The sequence below is a fragment of the Allobosea sp. UC22_33 genome (assembly GCF_042700715.1).
Lineage (GTDB): Bacteria > Pseudomonadota > Alphaproteobacteria > Rhizobiales > Beijerinckiaceae > Allobosea.
Map to the genome: position 1 here is coordinate 1,150,686 of NZ_CP170556.1, position 16,535 is coordinate 1,167,220.

Genomic DNA, 16,535 nt, shown 5'->3' on the forward strand with positions numbered 1-16,535 from the left:
CGGTTTGCATCACGGGAGCGGGGCTTATAGAACCTCAAGCAAGGTTAAGGTCAAGAGTGTTTCCGGTGGCCCGTCAGACGCATTTGCCGATTGAACTGAGCGTCGGCGATGTCGCCCGCCGCAGCGGGCTCGCCGTCTCCGCGCTGCACTTCTACGAGGCGGAAGGGCTGATCCGCAGCCATCGCACGGCCGGCAACCAGCGCCGCTATGCCCGCGAGGTGCTGCGCCGGGTCGCGATCATCAAGGTGGCGCAGCGCGCCGGCATCCCGCTGAAGACCATCCGCGAAGCCTTCAAGGCTTTGCCGCAGGAGCGCACGCCGACCGTCGCGGACTGGGCGCGGCTGTCATCCGGCTGGAAGCAGGAGCTGGAGCGTCGCATCGACCGGCTGACGCGATTGCGCGATCACCTCAACGGCTGCATCGGCTGCGGCTGTCTCTCGGTGCGGGATTGCCCGCTGCACAATCCGCTCGACCGCTTGGCCGAGGAGGGGCCGGGGCCGCGCCTCCTCGATCCCGAGTGAGGCTCAACCCGCCTTGTAGAGCGTATCGAGCGGCATCCGCGCGACATCGGCCATGAGGGCGACGAAGCCCTTCACCTGCAATGCGGCCGTCGCCTTGCCCTTCGCCGCCGTGGCGAGAGTGGCATCGCCGGCCGCACCGGCACGGTTCACGTCCTGCGCCATCCAGGCGAAGGCATGCGGACCGGTCGGACGCAGATGGGTGTAGCCTTCCTCGGCCATCGTCACCGTGTGCGGCTTGAACAGCGCGGCCTTGCTCATGTCGACGAGATCGGGCCGGAAATGCAGCATCAGCGAGGTCTCGGCATCGCCGGCATGAATGCCGTGACGAACATCCAGCTCGCCATAAAGCCCCTCAGGCAGGCCGAAGGACGACCACGCCGTGCAGACGGCGAGCATGCCATGGCCGACGCGCAGCTCCCGCGCGACGATCTTCATCGGGTCGACATTGCCGCCATGCGAGGTGACCAGCACGAGCTTGCGCAGGCCGGCCCGTTTCACGCTCTCGCCGATCTCCAGCCAGGAGCGGATGGCGCTCTCCCAGCCGATCGTGACGGTGCCCGGCGAATGCAGGTGCTCGTTCGACTTGCAGACGGCCTGCGTCGGCAGGACGAGCACGTCGAGATCGGACGGTACCAGCGGCATCGCCTCGGCCAGCATCCCGTTCATCACGGTGGTGTCGACAGAGACCGGCAGATGCGGGCCGTGCTGTTCGATCGCCGCCAGCGGCAGCACCGCCACGGTGCGATCGGGCGAAAGCCCGGCGAAGTCGGAGCTCTTCAGGTCGCCCCAGAAACGTGCGGTCATGATCAGGCCTGTCAGGAGCCGATGTCATCGCCTTGTTTCTGTGCAGAAACCCGGCGATGCGGCGTTGCATTGTCCCGCCGTCCTATCGCATGGGATAAGGAGACGGGCCAGTGGCTGCCCGGCTGCAGGATGAGGGGAGAGAGCGAGATGACGACGATGAAATATCGCGTGAACCGGCGTGCCGCGCTCGGGCTGATCGGCGGCTCCACAGCCTCCTTGCTGATCCCGGTGCCGGGCGTGCGCGTCAACGCGCAGACGCTCGACAAGGTCAGCTACCAGACGAACTGGCGCGCCCAGACCGAGCATGGCGGCTTCTATCTCGCCGCGACCAACGGCATCTACAAGAAATACGGCCTCGACGTGGAGATCCGCCCCGGCGGCCCGCAGCAGAACCCGACGCAGCTCCTGCTCGGCGGCCGCGTCGACATGATCATGGGCAACTCGCTGGAGGCGCTCAGCTTTGCGCATGAGAACCTGCCCTTCCTCTGCATCGCCTCGATCTTCCAGAAGGATCCGCAGGTCCTGATCTCGCATCCCGGCCAGGGCAACGACACGCTCGCCGATCTCAAGGGCAAGCCGATCCTGATCGCGGCGCAGGCCCGCGTCGGCTTCTGGCCCTTCCTGAAGCTCAAGTTCGGCTACCAGGACGAGCAGATCCGCCCCTATACCTTCAACATGGCGCCGTTCCTGGCCGACAAGAAGCTGACGCAGCAGGGTTTCCTGTCTTCCGAGCCCTTCGTCATTCGCAAGGCCGGCGTCGACCCGGTGGTGCATCTCCTCGCCGATGCCGGCTTCGAGAACTACAACACCACGATCACGCTCTCCCGGAAGATGGCGCAGGAGAAGAAGGACGTCGTGCAGCGCTTCACCGACGCGACGCTGGAAGGCTGGGCAGAATACATGAAGGGCGGCCCCGGGAATGCTGCCGCCAATGCCCAGATCCTGAAGGACAATCCCGACATGGATCAGGAGAAGATCGACTACGCGCTCAAGGTGATGAACGAGCGCGGCATCGTCGTCTCCGGCGACGCCAAGACGCTCGGCATCGGCGCGATGACCGACGCGCGCTGGGCGAGCTTCTACAAGACGATGAGCGAGGCGGGCGTCGTTCCGGCCGGCGTCGACGTGAAGAAGGCCTACAGCCTCGACTTCGTCAACAAGGGCATCGGCAAGGGCTGATTCAGGCTCCTGCGAAACAGCAGGTCATCCCGGACAAGCCGCGTCAGCGGCGCCGATCCGGGATCCATGCCTGAACCGCTCCGGCATGGATCCCGGGTCTCCCTTCGGTCGCCCGGGATGACGCGGTGGTATTGGTATCGAGATCGGATCATCAGGCTTTGGACACGGCCTCTCTAAGCACACCCCCGGGCAACCAAAGCGCCGGCACCCCGCTGGTGGCGATCCGGCAGGTCTCGAAGCGCTTCGCCAACGGCACGCTCGCCGTGCGCGACGTCGATCTCGAACTGGGGGCAGGGCAGTTCATCAGCCTGCTCGGCCCCTCCGGCTGCGGGAAATCGACCTTGCTGCGGATGATCGCTGGGCTCGGCGCGCCGAGCTCCGGCACGATCACCTGGCCGGGCGAGACCGGCGCCGCGCAGGGCAGCGCCGGCCATGGCGCGCGCGATCTCGGCTTCGTCTTCCAGGACCCGACGCTGATGCCCTGGGCCAATGCGCTCGCCAACGTCATGCTGCCGCTGAAGCTCAAGGGCGTGGCGCGGGCCGAGGCAGAGGCGCGTGCCGCCGAGATGCTGGCGCTGGTCGGCCTCAAGGGCTTCGAGACATCCTATCCGCGCGAGCTTTCCGGCGGCATGAAGATGCGCGTCTCGATCGCCCGCGCGCTGGTGATGCGGCCGAAGATCCTGCTGATGGACGAGCCCTTCGCGGCGCTCGACGAGATCACCCGGCACCGCCTCAACGACGACCTCCTGGCGCTGTGGGAGCGCGAGCGCTTCACCGCGGTCTTCGTCACCCATTCGGTCTTCGAGTCGGTCTATCTCTCGCAGCGCATCGTGGTGATGGCGGCCCGGCCCGGCCGTGTCATGGCCGATCTCTCGGTCGATGCCGCCTATCCCCGCGACGAGCTGTTCCGGACCTCCGGCGAATACGCCCATCTCTGCCGCGTCGCCTCCACCACGCTGAAGGAGGCGATCGGCCGATGAGCGCGCCCGTCGAAACGCTTCGCTCCGATGGCACCGATGCGCAGGCGCTGCCCGTCGCGATGGCGGAGGCCCGCATCCTCGGCCTGCCGGCCAGCATCTGGCCGCGCATCCTTGCGCCGCTGGTGATCGGAGTGGCCGTGCTGGCACTCTGGGAATTTGCTGTCCGCTGGAACGAGATCCCGCATTACGTACTGCCGGGGCCGATCCTCGTCGCGCAGACGCTGGTTGCGGACTGGGGCACGCTCTCGGGCTCGCTCTGGGTGACGCTGAAAATCACCTTCATGGCGCTGGCGGCTGCTGTCGTCGTCGGCGTCACGCTTGCCGTGCTGTTCAGCCAGTCGAAATGGCTGGAGATGGCGCTGCTGCCCTATGCGGTCATCCTGCAGGTCACGCCGATCGTCGCCATCGCGCCGCTGATCATCATCTGGGCCAACGATATCGACCTGTCGCTGCTGATCTGCGCCTGGATCGTCGCCTTCTTCCCGATCCTGTCGAACACGATCCTCGGGCTGAACTCGGCCGACCATAACCTCGTCAACCTGTTCGAGCTCTACGGCGCCTCGCGCTGGCAGACGATGCGCTATCTCAAGCTGCCGGCGGCCTTGCCCTATTTCCTGGCGGGCTTGAAGATTTCGGGCGGGCTCGCCCTGATCGGCGCGGTGGTGGCCGAATTCGTCGCGGGCACCGGCGGCAGCGCCTCGGGGCTGGCCTATCGCATTCTGGAAGCGGGCTACCAGCTCAAGATCCCGCGCGTCTTCGCGGCGCTGGTAATGATCTCGCTGTCGGGGATAGCGATCTTCCTGGCGACGAGCCTGATCTCGTACCTGCTGCTGCACCGCTGGCACGAAAGCGCCATCCGCCGCGAGAACTGAGCGGTCGGGGCGGGGAGCCTAGACGAAATAGGCGAGCTTGCGCTCGGCAGGCAGCGCGTCGATCTCGCGCAGCGCCAGTTCCGAGGAACTGACGGCCTGGCGGGCAGGTGCGGGGTGTGCGCTGTCGGACTCGCTGAACATGATGTCGTCGTCGAGCAAATGGACGGTGGCGAAGCGCGCTTCGGAAACCGCGGGGTCCTGTCGCTCCAGCGGGACCGGTTCGTGACCGTCGGTCGCGATGTCGAGATCGTCGTAGAGGCGCGGCGCTGCCGAGGGAGCCGGCACGACCATCGCCTCGCTGTCCGCCGCCATGGCAGCGAAGCTCACGCTGCTCTCGCGCGAAACCTCGCCGAAGGCCCGCAGGCTCGAATCCAGCATCGCGATGGTGTCGGCGATCTTGTCGATGCGCTGGACCACGCTGTCGACAACGCCGATCGCCGTCGAGATTTCGGCGGCGCGGCGGTCGAGCGTATCGCAGGCTTCGGTATCCGCGCCGGTCTCGCGCAGGCCCCAGGCGGCCTCCTGGATACTCTCGGTCGCCGCGAGCACGGAGCCGGCGGCCTTCTCGATCTGGGCGGCAAGCCCGGACGAGCGGGCTTCGGCCTTGCCGCTGATGCGTTCGAGATCGGTGCGCAGGTCGCTGATCAGCGCGGCGGCCTCGATCAGGTTGGTTTCACGGCTGGTCTCCTGCACGCCAAGCCCGACGACCCGCTCGATCCGCTGGATGGCGCCGAGCAGTTGCAGCGTGTCCGCCTGGCGGTTGCGCTTGGCATACTCGACCATGAACCAGCGGCCGCGTGCCGTCTCCATGACCGCGGCTTCGATCGCCTCGTAATCGGCCTGGCTCAATGGTGTCAGCGAGCGTGCGTCGCCCATGACGAATCTGCCTTCGAAGGACCGGCCGAATCAGCAGGGCGGTCGTTACGTTACGTTTCGAGCCTGCCTCGCGATTTCTTAAGGAATTGCTGTCTTCGCCCCGAATTGGAACAGATGGCCCGGGAGGCCGTCGTTCTCGGGCCTTTCGCGGGGTTGGCGACGCGGTGGAGAGCAAGGGATTGCCCCAAGCTTGCCAAGCTCGCGCGCGACGGCAATACAGGGCCGGGGGTGGAAGCTGGTGCGACCGGCAATGCGCGGTCGTACGCAAGGCTTAAGGCCGTTCCGGCCAGGGGATGAGGACCTCACGGCGATATGGCGAGTCTCGATACCGCCGAACCGCAGGCGACATTCCGCGATGATGCGGGCACGCTCGCGGTGGCGCTGGCGGGCTCGTGGAGCGCCGACTGCGCCCCGCGTATCGAAGAACTGATCGGCGAGATCGCCGAACGCCTGAACGAGACACCCGAAGCACGCATCGACCTGTCGGAGGTGACGCGGCTCGATACTCTTGGCGCCTATGTTCTCAACCGCCTGAAGGCACGGCAGGAGAGGGACGGCGCGGCGGTCGAGCTTGTCAGCAGCAGGCCCGAGCACGGCATTCTTCTTGCCGAGGTCCGGGTCCATGACGACGATTCCCCGAAGCCGCACCGGCATGTCGGTGCAGTCGACATCCTCGTCGATATCGGCGAGGGCGTCGTGCGCTTCGGCCGCGACATGGTCGGCGGCGCCATGTTCCTCGGCGAGGTCGTGGTCGGCTCGATCAGTGTCGTGCTCGGCCCGCGCAGATTCCGGGGGCCGTCGCTGGTCAACCAGATCGAGCTGATCGCCTTCAACGGCGCGCCGATCATCATGCTGATCTCATTCCTGGTCGGCTGCATCGTCGCGCAGCAGGGCATCTTCCAGTTGCAGCAGTTCGGCGCCTCCGCCTTCGTGGTGAACCTGACCGGCATCCTGATCCTGCGCGAGCTCGCGGTGCTGCTGACCTCGATCATGATCGCCGGCCGCTCGGGCTCGGCCTTCACTGCCGAGATCGGCTCGATGAAGATGCGCGAGGAGATCGATGCGCTGCGCGTCATGGGCCTCGATCCGATCGAGGTACTGATCGTGCCGCGCATCCTTGCGCTGATCATCTCGCTGCCGATCCTGACCTTCATCTCGGCCATGGCAGGCCTTGTCGGCGCCGGGCTCGTCTCCTGGCTCTATGGCGGCATCGGCGTCGACACCTTCCTCGCCCGGCTGCAATCGGTCATCACCTGGAAGCATTTCGCGGTGGGCCTGATCAAGGCGCCGTTCATGGCCTTCGTCATCGGCCTGATCGCCTCGATCGAGGGGCTCGCGGTCAAGGGCTCGGCGGAATCGCTCGGCCGGCAGGTCACGGCATCGGTGGTGAAGGCGATCTTCATGGTCATCGTCGTCGACGGGCTCTTCGCCATGTTCTTCGCCTCGATCGAGTTCTGACGATGACGCGGCAGGACACGTCCCCCCCTCACCACACGCAAGCGCCCGGCGAGCCCGAAGCCGTCATCCGCGTCCGCGACCTGAAGGTCGCCTTCGGCGACAAGGTGATCATGGACGGGCTCGATCTCGACGTGCTGCGCGGCGAGATCCTCGGCTTCGTCGGCGGCTCCGGCCAGGGCAAGTCGGTGCTGACCCGCACGATCCTAGGCCTCGTCCGCAAACGGCGCGGGACGATCGAGGTCTTCGGCGAGGATGTCGATGACCTCAACCAGCAGCAGCGCCGCGTGCTCGAGCGGCGCTTCGGCGTGATGTTCCAGCAGGGCGCGCTGTTCTCGGCGCTGACCGTCAAGCAGAACATCCAGGTGCCGATGCGCGAGTATCTCCAACTCTCGCCCGACCTGCTCGACGAACTGGCGATGGTGAAGCTCGATCTCGTCGGCCTGCCGCGCGATGCCGCCGACAAGGCGCCGTCCGAGCTCTCTGGCGGCATGATCAAGCGTGCGGCCCTGGCGCGGGCGCTCGCGCTCGATCCCGAGATCGTCTTCCTGGACGAGCCGACATCGGGCCTGGACCCGATCGGCGCCGCCGAATTCGACGATCTGATCATCACCCTGAAGCAGACTCTGGGTCTGACCGTCTTCATGGTAACCCACGATCTCGACAGCCTGTATCATGCCTGTGACCGAATCGCCGCTCTGGCGGACAAGAAGGTGATCGCGGTCGGCCCGCTGGCGACGATGCTGGCGTCCGACCATCCATGGTTGAAGGCCTATTTCGGCGGGGAGCGCGCCATGGCCAGGCTGCCGGCGGGAGAGCAGGGACAAAGCAGCTAGACGATGGAATCGCGCGCCAATTACGCACTCGTCGGTCTTTTCACGCTCGCAGTCCTCGCGGCGGCCTTCGGCTTTGTCTACTGGTTCAACAGCGGTGGGTCCGGGAGCAAGGAAAGCATCCGCGTCATCTTCACCGGCACGGTGACCGGGCTTGGGCGGGGATCGAGCGTCCTGTTCAACGGCCTGCGCGTCGGCGAGGTCACCAGTATCGAGCTCCAGCCGGACGATCCGCGCCGCATCTACGCCGTGATCCAGGTCGCCAACACCACGCCTGTGCGCGACGACACGCGGGCACGCATCGAGGCGCAGGGGCTGGCCGGCGTGGTCGCGCTGCAGCTCATCGGCGGTGACCCCGCCGCCCCGATGCTCAGAGCCAAGCCCGGCGAGCCGATGCCGACGATCATCGCCGAGCGTTCTGAATTGCAGGATATCATCGAGACCGTGCGCAACGTCGCGCAGAAGGCCGATGGCATGCTTACGTCGCTCGACGGGCTGATCAAGCAGAACGCCACGCCGATCAACAACACCGTCCGGAATGTCGAGAAGTTCTCGCAGGCGCTCGGCAACAACGCCGACGGCGTCGACAAGCTGATGGCCAGCTTCGGCAGCATTGCCGAGACAATCCAGCCGCTCTCGCAGAAGCTGCAATCGCTCAGCGAGGAGTTGACGGCCGTGGTGCGCTCGGTCGATCGCAACCGGATCGCCAGCATCGTCGACAATGTCGACAAGTTCACCGGCGCGCTTGGCGGCTCCAGCACGGAAGTTGCCAAGGTGGTCAAGGACGCAGCCTCGATCTCAGCCAAGCTCGACAAGGCGGCCGACCAGATCGAGGGCGTGCTGACGGCAGCAAAGGGCTTCCTCGAATCCGGCTCGGGCCCCGATGGCCGCAGCGCTTTCCAGGAGGTCGCCGACGCTGCCAAGTCGATCCGCACGCTCGCCGACAATCTCGACAAGCGCACGGCCGAGATCACCGCCGGGATCAGCCGCTTCACCGGACCGGGGTTGCGCGATGTCGAGTCGCTCGCCTCGGACGGCAAGAGGACCCTGACGGAACTTAACCGCACCTTGCGGAATTTCGAACGCAACCCGCAGCAGTTCATTTTCGGCGGCAAGCCGCCGCTTCCCCAGTACAACGGATCCCGCTAGCCCCATGACGACCGAGGTTCTGCTTCCTCCGGCCCGCCGGGCTCGCCGCTTCCTTCCGGTTCTGGCTGTAGCCGCGCTGCTCGCCGGCTGCGGCGGCGGGGCGACGCCGACCACTTTCGATCTCTCGGCACCGGGCGGGTTCGGCAAGGTTGGCGGCTCGCGTGCCATCATGGTCGTGGCCGAGCCGACGGCGGTCCAGGCGCTCGATTCCGACCGCGTCATCGTCCGGGATTCGAGCGGCGCGCTCTCCTTCGTCGGCGGCGCGCAATGGGCGGACCGGGTTCCGGCGCTGGTGCAGGCCCGCCTGATTCAGACCTTCGAGAACGCCGGCCGGGTCGGCTCGGTCTCGGGGCCCGGCCAGCGCATCTCTCCTGACGTTCAGCTCAACACCAATATCCGCAGCTTCAACATCGATGCCGCGGCGGGGACGGCCGTGGTCGAGATCACCGCGCGGATCGTCGGCGACCGGACCGGCCAGATCCAGAGGGCGCGCTTGTTCGCGGCCCGCGTGCCGGCCGGCGCAGTCGACGGACCGGGTGCGGCCCAGGCGCTCGACCGGGCGCTGTCGCAGGTGCTGGTCGATATCGTGCGCTGGGCGCGCTGAACGCGTCTATCGAAAGCGGACGATTCCCTTCCGCCTGCAGCTGCGCTAAAATCTGATTCCGGCTCGGCCCGAGCCTCCCCCCTCCAGCCGGGGAAGCATGATCGTGCAGGGCATTTCCGACGAACCGACCGACTGTCCGGGCATCACGCATGAGGAGGGATTGCGCCAGCTGCCCGCGATAGGAGGTTCACGTCATGACTTTGTCGGCCCCGATCCATCGACTGAAGCGTAAAGCGCGGCTCTTGAGCCGGGCGGAGCGCATCCCGCTCCACACCGCCCTCGACCGCATCGCGACTGAGGAGGGCTATCGCAGCTGGAGCCTGCTCGTCGCGAAGCAGCCGGGAATGGCATCGGTGCGTGCGCTCTGGCCGCTGCTGGAACCGGGTGATCTCGTGTTGATGGCCGGGCGGCCGGGGCAGGGCAAGACGCTGGCGAGCCTCGCCCTGCTGGCCGAAGCCATGCGGGCCGGGCGCCAGGGCGTCTTCCTCACGCTCGAATACACGCCGGCTGACGTGCTCTCCCGGCTGCATGCGATCAATATCGAGCCGGCCGCGTTCGCCGGCCTGTTCGACTGCGACTGCTCCGATGCGATCAGCGCCGACTACATCGTGGCACGGCTGGCGGACGCCCCGCGCGGCACCGTCGCGGTCATCGATTATCTGCAACTGCTCGACCAGCGCCGCGACACGCCGGAACTGGCGCTTCAGGTGAGCATGTTGAAGGCGTTCGCGCGGGAGAGGGGGCTGATCCTCGTCTTCCTCTCGCAGGTCGACCGTTCCTATGAAGGGGCGAGCAGGCCGTTCCCCGAGATCGCGGATGTGCGCTTGCCCAATCCGCTCGACCTCTCCCTGTTCGACAAGACCTGTTTCGTGAATCGGGGCGAGGCGCGCTTCCGGGCGGCGGCTTAAGCGGGGCGTAAGACCCCTCCACGGCCGCCTGAAAAGCAAAAGGCCGCCCTCTTGGGCGGCCTTTCTCGTTTCGATTGAGTGCAGAGCTTACTCGAAGCGCCCGCTGGCATGGGCCAGCATCGTGTAGACCTTGCCGGTCTCCGAGGTCAGGTAGGTCTTGGCCACCATCGAGTCGCGGTCGTCCTTGGCGGCTTCGCCGAGCAGGCGCTCGAACTCGTCGATATAGCGGTCGACCGTATCCTTGAACTCGGCGTCGCGGCGGTACTTGCGGCGCATCTCGTCGAAGGTCTGCTGGCCCTGCAGCGTGTAGAGCCGGCGGGTGAAGACGTTGCGCTCGCCGCGCTTGTAGCGGTCCCACAATTCGACGGCGGCGTCATGGTCGATCATCCGCGCGATGTCGACGGAGAGCGAATCGAGCTTCTCGATCGAATGCGTCGTCGGCTTGCTCGGCTCCGGCTGCTTGTCCTCGCGCGAGGCGCGGGTCAGCAGGTCAGAGAGCCAGCCGGCCTTGGCCGGCTGCGGAGCAGGCTCCGGCTGGCGGCGCGGCGCTTCCTGCACGGAAGCCGGGCGGGTCGGCGTGGTCGCGGTTTCGATCCGGACGGCCGGGCGCGGCGCGGCAGGCTGCTCGGGCTCGCTTGCCGCAGCGTCGATGGACGGCCGCAGCAGCGGCTCTTCCGCGGCAGGCGTGGGCTGCGGCGCAGGCGTAAAGGCCTGGGCGGGGCGCACTGGGGCTACCGGGGCGGGGGCGGCGACGGCGGCGGCCACAGCCGCAGCCGCGACCGGGCGCCTGCTGGCGGCATGATCGATCGGCAGCGAGACGTCACCGCGGCGGCCCGCCCGCGTCACGATCTCGGTGAGGTCGTTCAGCGCCTTGATCTGCTCTGCCACGACCCGGCGCATGGCCGAGGTCGATTCCTGCGCTTCCGCCGGCAGTTCGAGCACGCCGCGCTTCAGCTCGGCGCGAGTCGCTTCCAGCTCGCGCTGGATGTCGCCGGTGATGCCGCGCATGTCCTGCGCCGCCTTCTGGAAGCGCTCGGTCACCTTGGTGATCTCGCCGCCGATCTCCGTGGACACCTGGGCATAGGCCGCGCGCAGGGCTTCCGCCGTGCGCTCGCGCTCCTGGCCGGTGGCCGAGCGGATCGCCTCGAACTGCTGGGCGATCGCATTGGTCGTCGATTCCGCCGAGTCGGACAGGACGGTGCCGATCTGGCGGGCCCGCGACTCGGCCGTGCTGAGCGAGTCGTCGATCAGCGAGGCGAAGGAGCGGGTGATCGCTTCGACGTCGTCGGTGCGATTGGTGATGAGGCCGTGCAATTGCTCCAGCGCCTCGCGACGCTCGATCAAAGCCTTGCCGACGCGATTCTCGATCTGCTCCAGCCGACCGGCGACGGCGCTGAGCGCCGCGCTGCTGGCCTGGGTCGCCTCATTGAGCGAGGTGCCGCGATCGTCGAGCTGGCCGATCAGTGCCGCGGTCTCGCGCAGCGTGCCTTCCGAGAAGCTCTTCAGCTCGGCGATCTGCGCCGTGACCTGCTGCGAGGCCGAGCCGGCCTCTGCCATCACGGTGCCGATCACGGTCTGCAATTCGCCGACGCGGGTCGACAGGCTGTTCTCGACGGCGGCGAGGTTCTTGTTCGCGCCGTTGACGATCTGCTGCATCAGCTTGTTGGCTTCGCCGAGGCGTCCCAGCATGCCGCCGAGCTCTTCGCGGAGCTGCTCGTTGGTGCCGACCAGCGCGTCGATCGACTGGCGCGAGCCGGATTCGAGCGTCTCGCGGAGCGCATTGGACGAGGCCTCGACCGCGTTGGCGATGGCCGCGCCGCGGTCGCGCAGGCCGGCGACGATGGCGTTGCCGCGGCTTTCGAGCGCCCGCACCACGGTCTCGCCGACCGAGGCGAACTCGTTGGCGAGCGCTTCGCCGCGTTCGTTCAGGGCCTCGACGGCACCGTTGCCCTTGGCGTCGAACACGGCACGCAGGGCCTCGACACGCTCGTCGACCGCCTGGGTGAAGGTCGCGCCCTGCTCGCCGAGAGCCGCGACGAGGCCGCTGCCCTTGGCCTCGAAGACGCCGCGCAAAGTCTCCACGCGCTCATCGAGCGACTGGGTGATCGTCTCGCCCTGGCGGCCGAGCAATTCGACGAGGCCGTGGCCCTTGGCGTCGAAGGCGGCGCGCATGGCGTCGGTCCGCTCGTCCAGCGAATTGGTGATCGCCGTGCCCTGGCGTTCCAGCGCCGTGACGATGCCGGCGCCCTGGCCCTCGAAGATCGCGCGCAGCTGCTCGGCGCGCTGGTCGAGCGCGCCCGAGATGGCGTCGCCGCGACGGCCGAGCGCGGCGACGATGCCGAGCCCGCGATCGTCGAACAGGGTGCGCAACTGCTCGGCCCGCTCGGTGAGCGCCGCCGCGATGGCTTCGCTCTGGCCGGCGAGCGCCGAGATCATGCCGCCGCCCTCATTGTCGAACAGGGCGCGCAGCTCCTGCGCCCGCTCGGCGAGCACCGAGGCGATGGCTTCGGAACGGCCTTGCAGCGTGGCGGCGATCTCGTCGCCGCGCGTGTCCAGCGTGTGCGAGACGGTGTCGAGCCGGCCGACGACGCGCTCCTCGAAGCGCGCCACGCTCTGGTCGAGCGTGTCGGCGATCTGGAGGGCGCGGCCGCCCAGCGTCGCGTTGATCGTGTCGGCCTTGTCGCTGAGCGTCCGGGTGAGCGATTCGCTCTTGGAGGTGACGACCTCGCCGATCTCGTCGGCCTTGGCCGCGAGCGCCTTGGTGACCTCGCGCCCACCTTCGGCGAGCACGCGGGCGATATCCACCGTGCGCTCGACCAGCGCCTCGTTGAGGGCGGTGGCGCGCGAGCCGAGGCTGCCGTCGATGCGCGCGATCAGGCTGTCGAGCGTGCCGGCGATCTCGGCGCTCTTGGCGCCCGAGCGATCCTCGAACAGCTTGATCTGGCTTTCCATCGCGTCCGCCGCCTCGCGGGTGCGGCTGGCGAGGAGCTCGGCCGCCTCCAGCGCGCGGGAGCCGGCCTTGTCGGCCAGCATGACGCTATCCTCGGAGATCAGCTTCTCGACCTGCGCGATACCGGAGTGGAGCGCGGCCGTGAGCTGCTGCGCGTCGCCGGAGATCTTGGCGGTCAGGACGCCGCCCTGGTTGACGATCAAGTCCTCGAATGCGCCGAGACGCGCGGCGAGCGCGTTCTCGACATCGCGGCCCTGGGTATCGAACAGCGTCGAGAACGCCGCGAGACGTCCGCCGAGCGCGGCCTCGATCTCGTGCCCGCGCTCGTCGAAGAGCTTGGTCAGCGCGTCGTGGCGCAGCGCCAGCGCCTCGTTCAGCGCCTGTGCGCGGCCTTCGACCGAGCGCAGCATCGACTCGGCATTGGCCGAGAGCGCCTCGTTCACGCGCCCGCCCTGCTGGGTCAGCGCCAGCACGATCTCGCGGCCGGTGCCGGCGAGCATGGTGCGCGCCTCCTCGGCATGGACGGTGAAGGTGTCGCGCAGGCCTTGCGTCGCTTCGGAGACGCGGTCGGCGACATGGCGGCCGTCGACATTGATCGTCTCGGTGAGGGTCCGGGTTGCCTCGGTCATGCGGCGCGCCAGATCCTCGCTCTGCTCGCCGAGCAGGGTATGGACCTCGCGGCCGGTGCTGACGAGGTCGCGCACCATGGTCTCGCGCTGTTCGCCGAGCAGGGCGCCGACCTTCTCGGCCGTGTCGCTGACGCTGGCGAGGAAGCCGGTCTGCTGCTGTTCGAGAGCGTTCTTCGCCGCCTCGATGCTGCCGGTGACGTGGGCGGCAAGCGTCGCGCCGCGCTCGTCGAGCTGCTGGTCGATATTGGCGCCGGTCTCGGCGAGGCGGGTGATCAGCGCGTTCGAGCGCTCCGCCAGGATGCCGTGCACCGAGCGGCCGACATCGGCGACGCGGCTCGCCAGCGCCTGGCTCTCGTTGCCGAGCAGGTCCTTGATCTCGAGCCCGGCCTGCGAAACCTTCACGGTCATCGCGCCGGCCTGCTCCTCGAGCAGGGCGCTGACGCGCATCCCGGTCTCGGAGAGGCCGGTGATCAGGCGTTCGCTCTCGTTGCCGACGATGACGCCGACCTCCTGGCCGGCCTGGGTCAGGCGGCTGACGAGCAGTTCGCTTTCGTCGCGCAGGCGGGTCTCGACGGTGTTGACGGCGCCCGAGACGCTGGCGACCAGCGCCTCGCTGCGCTCCGACAGGAGCTTTGCGACATCGGCGCCGGCGTTCGAAACGCGCGCGACCGTGGCGTCGCCCTGTTCGCCCATCAGGCTGGCGAGGTTGCGCCCGGCATCGGAAACGCTGGCGACTGCGGCTTCGCTGTGCTCCGACAGCACGCGCGCGAGTTCGCTGCCGGCCTGCGAGACGCGGTTGACGACGCCGTCGCTCTGCTGGCCGACCAGATCTGCGAGCTCGTTGCCGGCGCTTGAGACGCGGCTGACCAGCTTCTCGGCCTGCTGGTCGAGCAGGGTGTGGACGGTCTGGCCGGTTTCGTTGAGGCGGTCGACGAGTTGGCTGCCGTGCTCGGTGAAGAGCCCGTTCACCTGGCCCGCGACATCCGTGATGCGGCCAGTGAGGGTGTCGCCGTGCTGTGCGACCGACTCGCTGAGGGACTGGCTGGCGTCGTTGACGCGCAGGATGATCGCCTCGCTGCGCTCGCGCAGCACGTCGTCGACGGTGCGGGCGGTCTCGTTGAGGCGGCTGACCAGCGTATCGCCATGCGTGCCGATCAGGCCGTGAACGCTCTCGCCGACTTCGGTGAGGCGGCTGGCGATGGCTTCGTTCTGGCGGTTGAGCAGGCTGTTGACGCCGCGACCGACCTCGGCGAGGCGCGTCGTGACGCTCTCGCCTTCGTCGGAGAGGGCGCTGCGCAGCGCTTCGCCGGATTCCGCCAGACGGGCCTGCAGGGCCTCGCTCTGGCTCTCGATCAGCGCGACCATGTTGCGGCTGCTGGCTTCGAAGCGTTCGGCCGCTTCCGTGCCGCGCGCCGAGATGTCGCGTGCGAGGGTCTCGCCGGTGTTCTTGAGCAGTTCGTTGACGGTCTCGACGCGGCCGGTCAGCGTCTCGGCGACCTGGTTGCCGGTCTCGCTGATGGCGCGGGTGACGTCCTGGGCGCCGGTGGTCAGGCCCTCGGTGAGGACCGCGCCGGTGCGCTCCAGCGAACTCGCGATCTCCTTGGCGCGGCCGTCGAGCATGTCCGACAGGTTGCCGCTGGCGCCGGCCAGGCGCTCGGAAACTTCGCCGGAGGTGATCTGCAGGCGCTCGACGAGGTCGTGGCTGCGGCCGCTGATCTCCTCGATCATCTTCTCGCCGGCGCGGCCGAGCGCCTGCGTGATCTGGTCGCCCTTGGCGCCGAGCGAGCCGGTGACGCGATCGCCGGCCTGCGAGACGGCCTCGGCGATGGCGCGGCTGGCGCTGTCGAGGTCCTTAGCGAGCCCGTCATGAGCACCGCTGATGGCGAGCTTGACGCGCTCGGCATTGCCGACCACGGCCTCGCGCTGCGTGACCAACTCGTCGATCAGCGAGCGCAGGCGGATCTCGTTATCGGCATAGGCGCGCTCGAGCGTCGAGATCTCGCCGCGCACGATGGTCTCCAGCTCGCCGGCACGCGCCACGGCGCGCTCGATGCCGTCGCCCATTGCGGCGACTTCGCGGCGGATTGTCTGGCTCAGCGACAGCACGGAATCGGCGCCGGCAACCTCGGGCTCGGCGAGACGCAGCGCGACCTCGGTCATGGCGCGCGAGATCAGGCGCATTTCCTGGGTGCGGCGATAGAGCGCCGCCAGGACGAAGAAGAACACGACCGGCGCGCCGATCGAGAGCGCGAGCAGGGTCCATTCGCCGATGCCGAAGCTGGCGACGGGCTCGGGCAGGCCGTTGCTGAACGAGCCGTAGCGGCCGAGCAGGACGAAGGCGGCGCCGCCGAGCCAGGCGAGCGAGGCCAGCGCTGCGAACCAGTAGGGCCTGCTGGACGGGCGCACGGCGAAGGCCTGGACGAGGGAGCTCGAATCCCGGCGGTCGTCATTGGCGACGCGGCTGGTATCGGGCGCGATCGCGGCGCGCGGGGGTGCGGGTGGCTGCGCCGGAGCAACCGAGGCCGGCGGAGGCGACGCCGGAGCCGGCTCGACGCGCGGCATTTCGAGCTTCAGGTCGTTCTCGCTGGTCGTGGGCAGCCGGGGCTCGGTCTCGACCGGCGTATCAACACCGTCCTTGGGCTGGTCAAGGCGAAGCGCCTCTTCGATCGCCGACATCGCAGCTTCAGTGGGGTCCTGGAGCTTCTTGGGTCGATTCATCGTTGCCGCCTCGCCACGCTACTGACGATGGGCGCGTACGGTGACATCCGTCGCCCC

Annotated in this window: 12 protein-coding genes; 9 read left to right on the forward strand and 3 right to left on the reverse strand. The window is 68.0% G+C overall.

Annotation, left to right across the window (positions count from 1 at the left end):
• Positions 1–65 precede the first annotated feature (65 nt).
• Positions 66–521 carry a redox-sensitive transcriptional activator SoxR gene (gene soxR / locus ACFJGT_RS05410; protein ID WP_377846641.1) on the forward strand — a complete coding sequence of 152 codons (456 nt, stop codon included), beginning with the start codon at positions 66–68 and terminating at the stop codon, positions 519–521.
• Positions 522–524: 3 nt separating this feature from the next.
• Here the strand turns inward: soxR and ACFJGT_RS05415 are convergent, their stop codons facing one another.
• Entirely contained in the window at positions 525–1,325 is an 801-nt protein-coding gene (locus ACFJGT_RS05415) for a creatininase family protein (protein WP_377846643.1), read from the reverse strand.
• A gap of 147 nt (positions 1,326–1,472) precedes the next feature.
• Here ACFJGT_RS05415 and ACFJGT_RS05420 point away from each other — a divergent pair, with 147 nt between their 5' ends.
• The 3 genes from ACFJGT_RS05420 (at position 1,473) to ACFJGT_RS05430 (ending at position 4,356) form a co-directional block, all read left to right on the forward strand.
• The gene (locus tag ACFJGT_RS05420) at positions 1,473–2,504 is read left to right on the forward strand and encodes an ABC transporter substrate-binding protein (RefSeq protein ID WP_377846645.1); all 1,032 of its coding nucleotides are present in this window, start codon (positions 1,473–1,475) and stop codon (positions 2,502–2,504) included.
• A gap of 212 nt (positions 2,505–2,716) precedes the next feature.
• Positions 2,717–3,484: an ABC transporter ATP-binding protein gene (locus tag ACFJGT_RS05425; protein ID WP_377848928.1), complete on the forward strand. Its 768-nt coding sequence runs from the start codon at positions 2,717–2,719 to the stop codon at positions 3,482–3,484.
• A gap of 59 nt (positions 3,485–3,543) precedes the next feature.
• Positions 3,544–4,356, forward strand: coding sequence for an ABC transporter permease (locus ACFJGT_RS05430; protein ID WP_377848929.1), 813 nt, complete (start codon positions 3,544–3,546; stop codon positions 4,354–4,356).
• Between the two features lie 18 nt (positions 4,357–4,374).
• Here ACFJGT_RS05430 and ACFJGT_RS05435 read toward each other — a convergent pair whose 3' ends face one another.
• Positions 4,375–5,232, reverse strand: a complete 858-nt coding sequence (locus tag ACFJGT_RS05435) for a hypothetical protein (RefSeq protein WP_377846647.1) — start codon at positions 5,230–5,232, stop codon at positions 4,375–4,377.
• Positions 5,233–5,544: 312 nt separating this feature from the next.
• Between ACFJGT_RS05435 and ACFJGT_RS05440 the strand changes: the two genes are divergently transcribed.
• The 5 genes from ACFJGT_RS05440 to ACFJGT_RS05460 all read left to right on the forward strand — a co-directional run bounded on the left by ACFJGT_RS05440 (position 5,545) and on the right by ACFJGT_RS05460 (position 10,181).
• Complete coding sequence (locus ACFJGT_RS05440) at positions 5,545–6,690, forward strand: ABC transporter permease (protein WP_377846649.1); 1,146 nt, start codon at positions 5,545–5,547, stop codon at positions 6,688–6,690.
• 2 nt (positions 6,691–6,692) lie between these two features.
• A complete protein-coding gene (locus ACFJGT_RS05445; RefSeq protein ID WP_377846651.1) occupies positions 6,693–7,523 on the forward strand; it encodes an ABC transporter ATP-binding protein in 831 nt (276 codons plus the stop codon).
• Positions 7,524–7,526: 3 nt separating this feature from the next.
• The gene (locus ACFJGT_RS05450) at positions 7,527–8,669 is read left to right on the forward strand and encodes an MlaD family protein (RefSeq protein ID WP_377846653.1); all 1,143 of its coding nucleotides are present in this window, start codon (positions 7,527–7,529) and stop codon (positions 8,667–8,669) included.
• Positions 8,670–8,673: 4 nt separating this feature from the next.
• On the forward strand, positions 8,674–9,273 hold the full coding sequence (locus tag ACFJGT_RS05455; protein WP_377846656.1) for an ABC-type transport auxiliary lipoprotein family protein: 600 nt from the start codon (positions 8,674–8,676) through the stop codon (positions 9,271–9,273).
• Positions 9,274–9,467: 194 nt separating this feature from the next.
• Complete coding sequence (locus tag ACFJGT_RS05460) at positions 9,468–10,181, forward strand: DNA helicase (RefSeq protein WP_377846658.1); 714 nt, start codon at positions 9,468–9,470, stop codon at positions 10,179–10,181.
• Between the two features lie 87 nt (positions 10,182–10,268).
• Here ACFJGT_RS05460 and ACFJGT_RS05465 read toward each other — a convergent pair whose 3' ends face one another.
• A complete protein-coding gene (locus tag ACFJGT_RS05465) occupies positions 10,269–16,478 on the reverse strand; it encodes a hypothetical protein (protein ID WP_377846660.1) in 6,210 nt (2,069 codons plus the stop codon).
• Positions 16,479–16,535: the final 57 nt, after the last annotated feature.

Excerpts from the sequence above, each read along its gene's own strand:
- ACFJGT_RS05415 (WP_377846643.1), bottom strand. The coding sequence starts at position 1,325 with ATGACCGCACGTTTCTGGGGCGACCTGAAGAGCTCCGACTTCGCCGGG.
- ACFJGT_RS05420 (WP_377846645.1), top strand. The coding sequence starts at position 1,473 with ATGACGACGATGAAATATCGCGTGAACCGGCGTGCCGCGCTCGGGCTG.
- ACFJGT_RS05430 (WP_377848929.1), top strand. The coding sequence starts at position 3,544 with ATGGCGGAGGCCCGCATCCTCGGCCTGCCGGCCAGCATCTGGCCGCGC.
- ACFJGT_RS05435 (WP_377846647.1), bottom strand. The coding sequence starts at position 5,232 with ATGGGCGACGCACGCTCGCTGACACCATTGAGCCAGGCCGATTACGAG.
- ACFJGT_RS05440 (WP_377846649.1), top strand. The coding sequence starts at position 5,545 with ATGGCGAGTCTCGATACCGCCGAACCGCAGGCGACATTCCGCGATGAT.
- ACFJGT_RS05445 (WP_377846651.1), top strand. The coding sequence starts at position 6,693 with ATGACGCGGCAGGACACGTCCCCCCCTCACCACACGCAAGCGCCCGGC.
- ACFJGT_RS05450 (WP_377846653.1), top strand. The coding sequence starts at position 7,527 with ATGGAATCGCGCGCCAATTACGCACTCGTCGGTCTTTTCACGCTCGCA.
- ACFJGT_RS05455 (WP_377846656.1), top strand. The coding sequence starts at position 8,674 with ATGACGACCGAGGTTCTGCTTCCTCCGGCCCGCCGGGCTCGCCGCTTC.
- ACFJGT_RS05460 (WP_377846658.1), top strand. The coding sequence starts at position 9,468 with ATGACTTTGTCGGCCCCGATCCATCGACTGAAGCGTAAAGCGCGGCTC.
- ACFJGT_RS05465 (WP_377846660.1), bottom strand. The coding sequence starts at position 16,478 with ATGAATCGACCCAAGAAGCTCCAGGACCCCACTGAAGCTGCGATGTCG.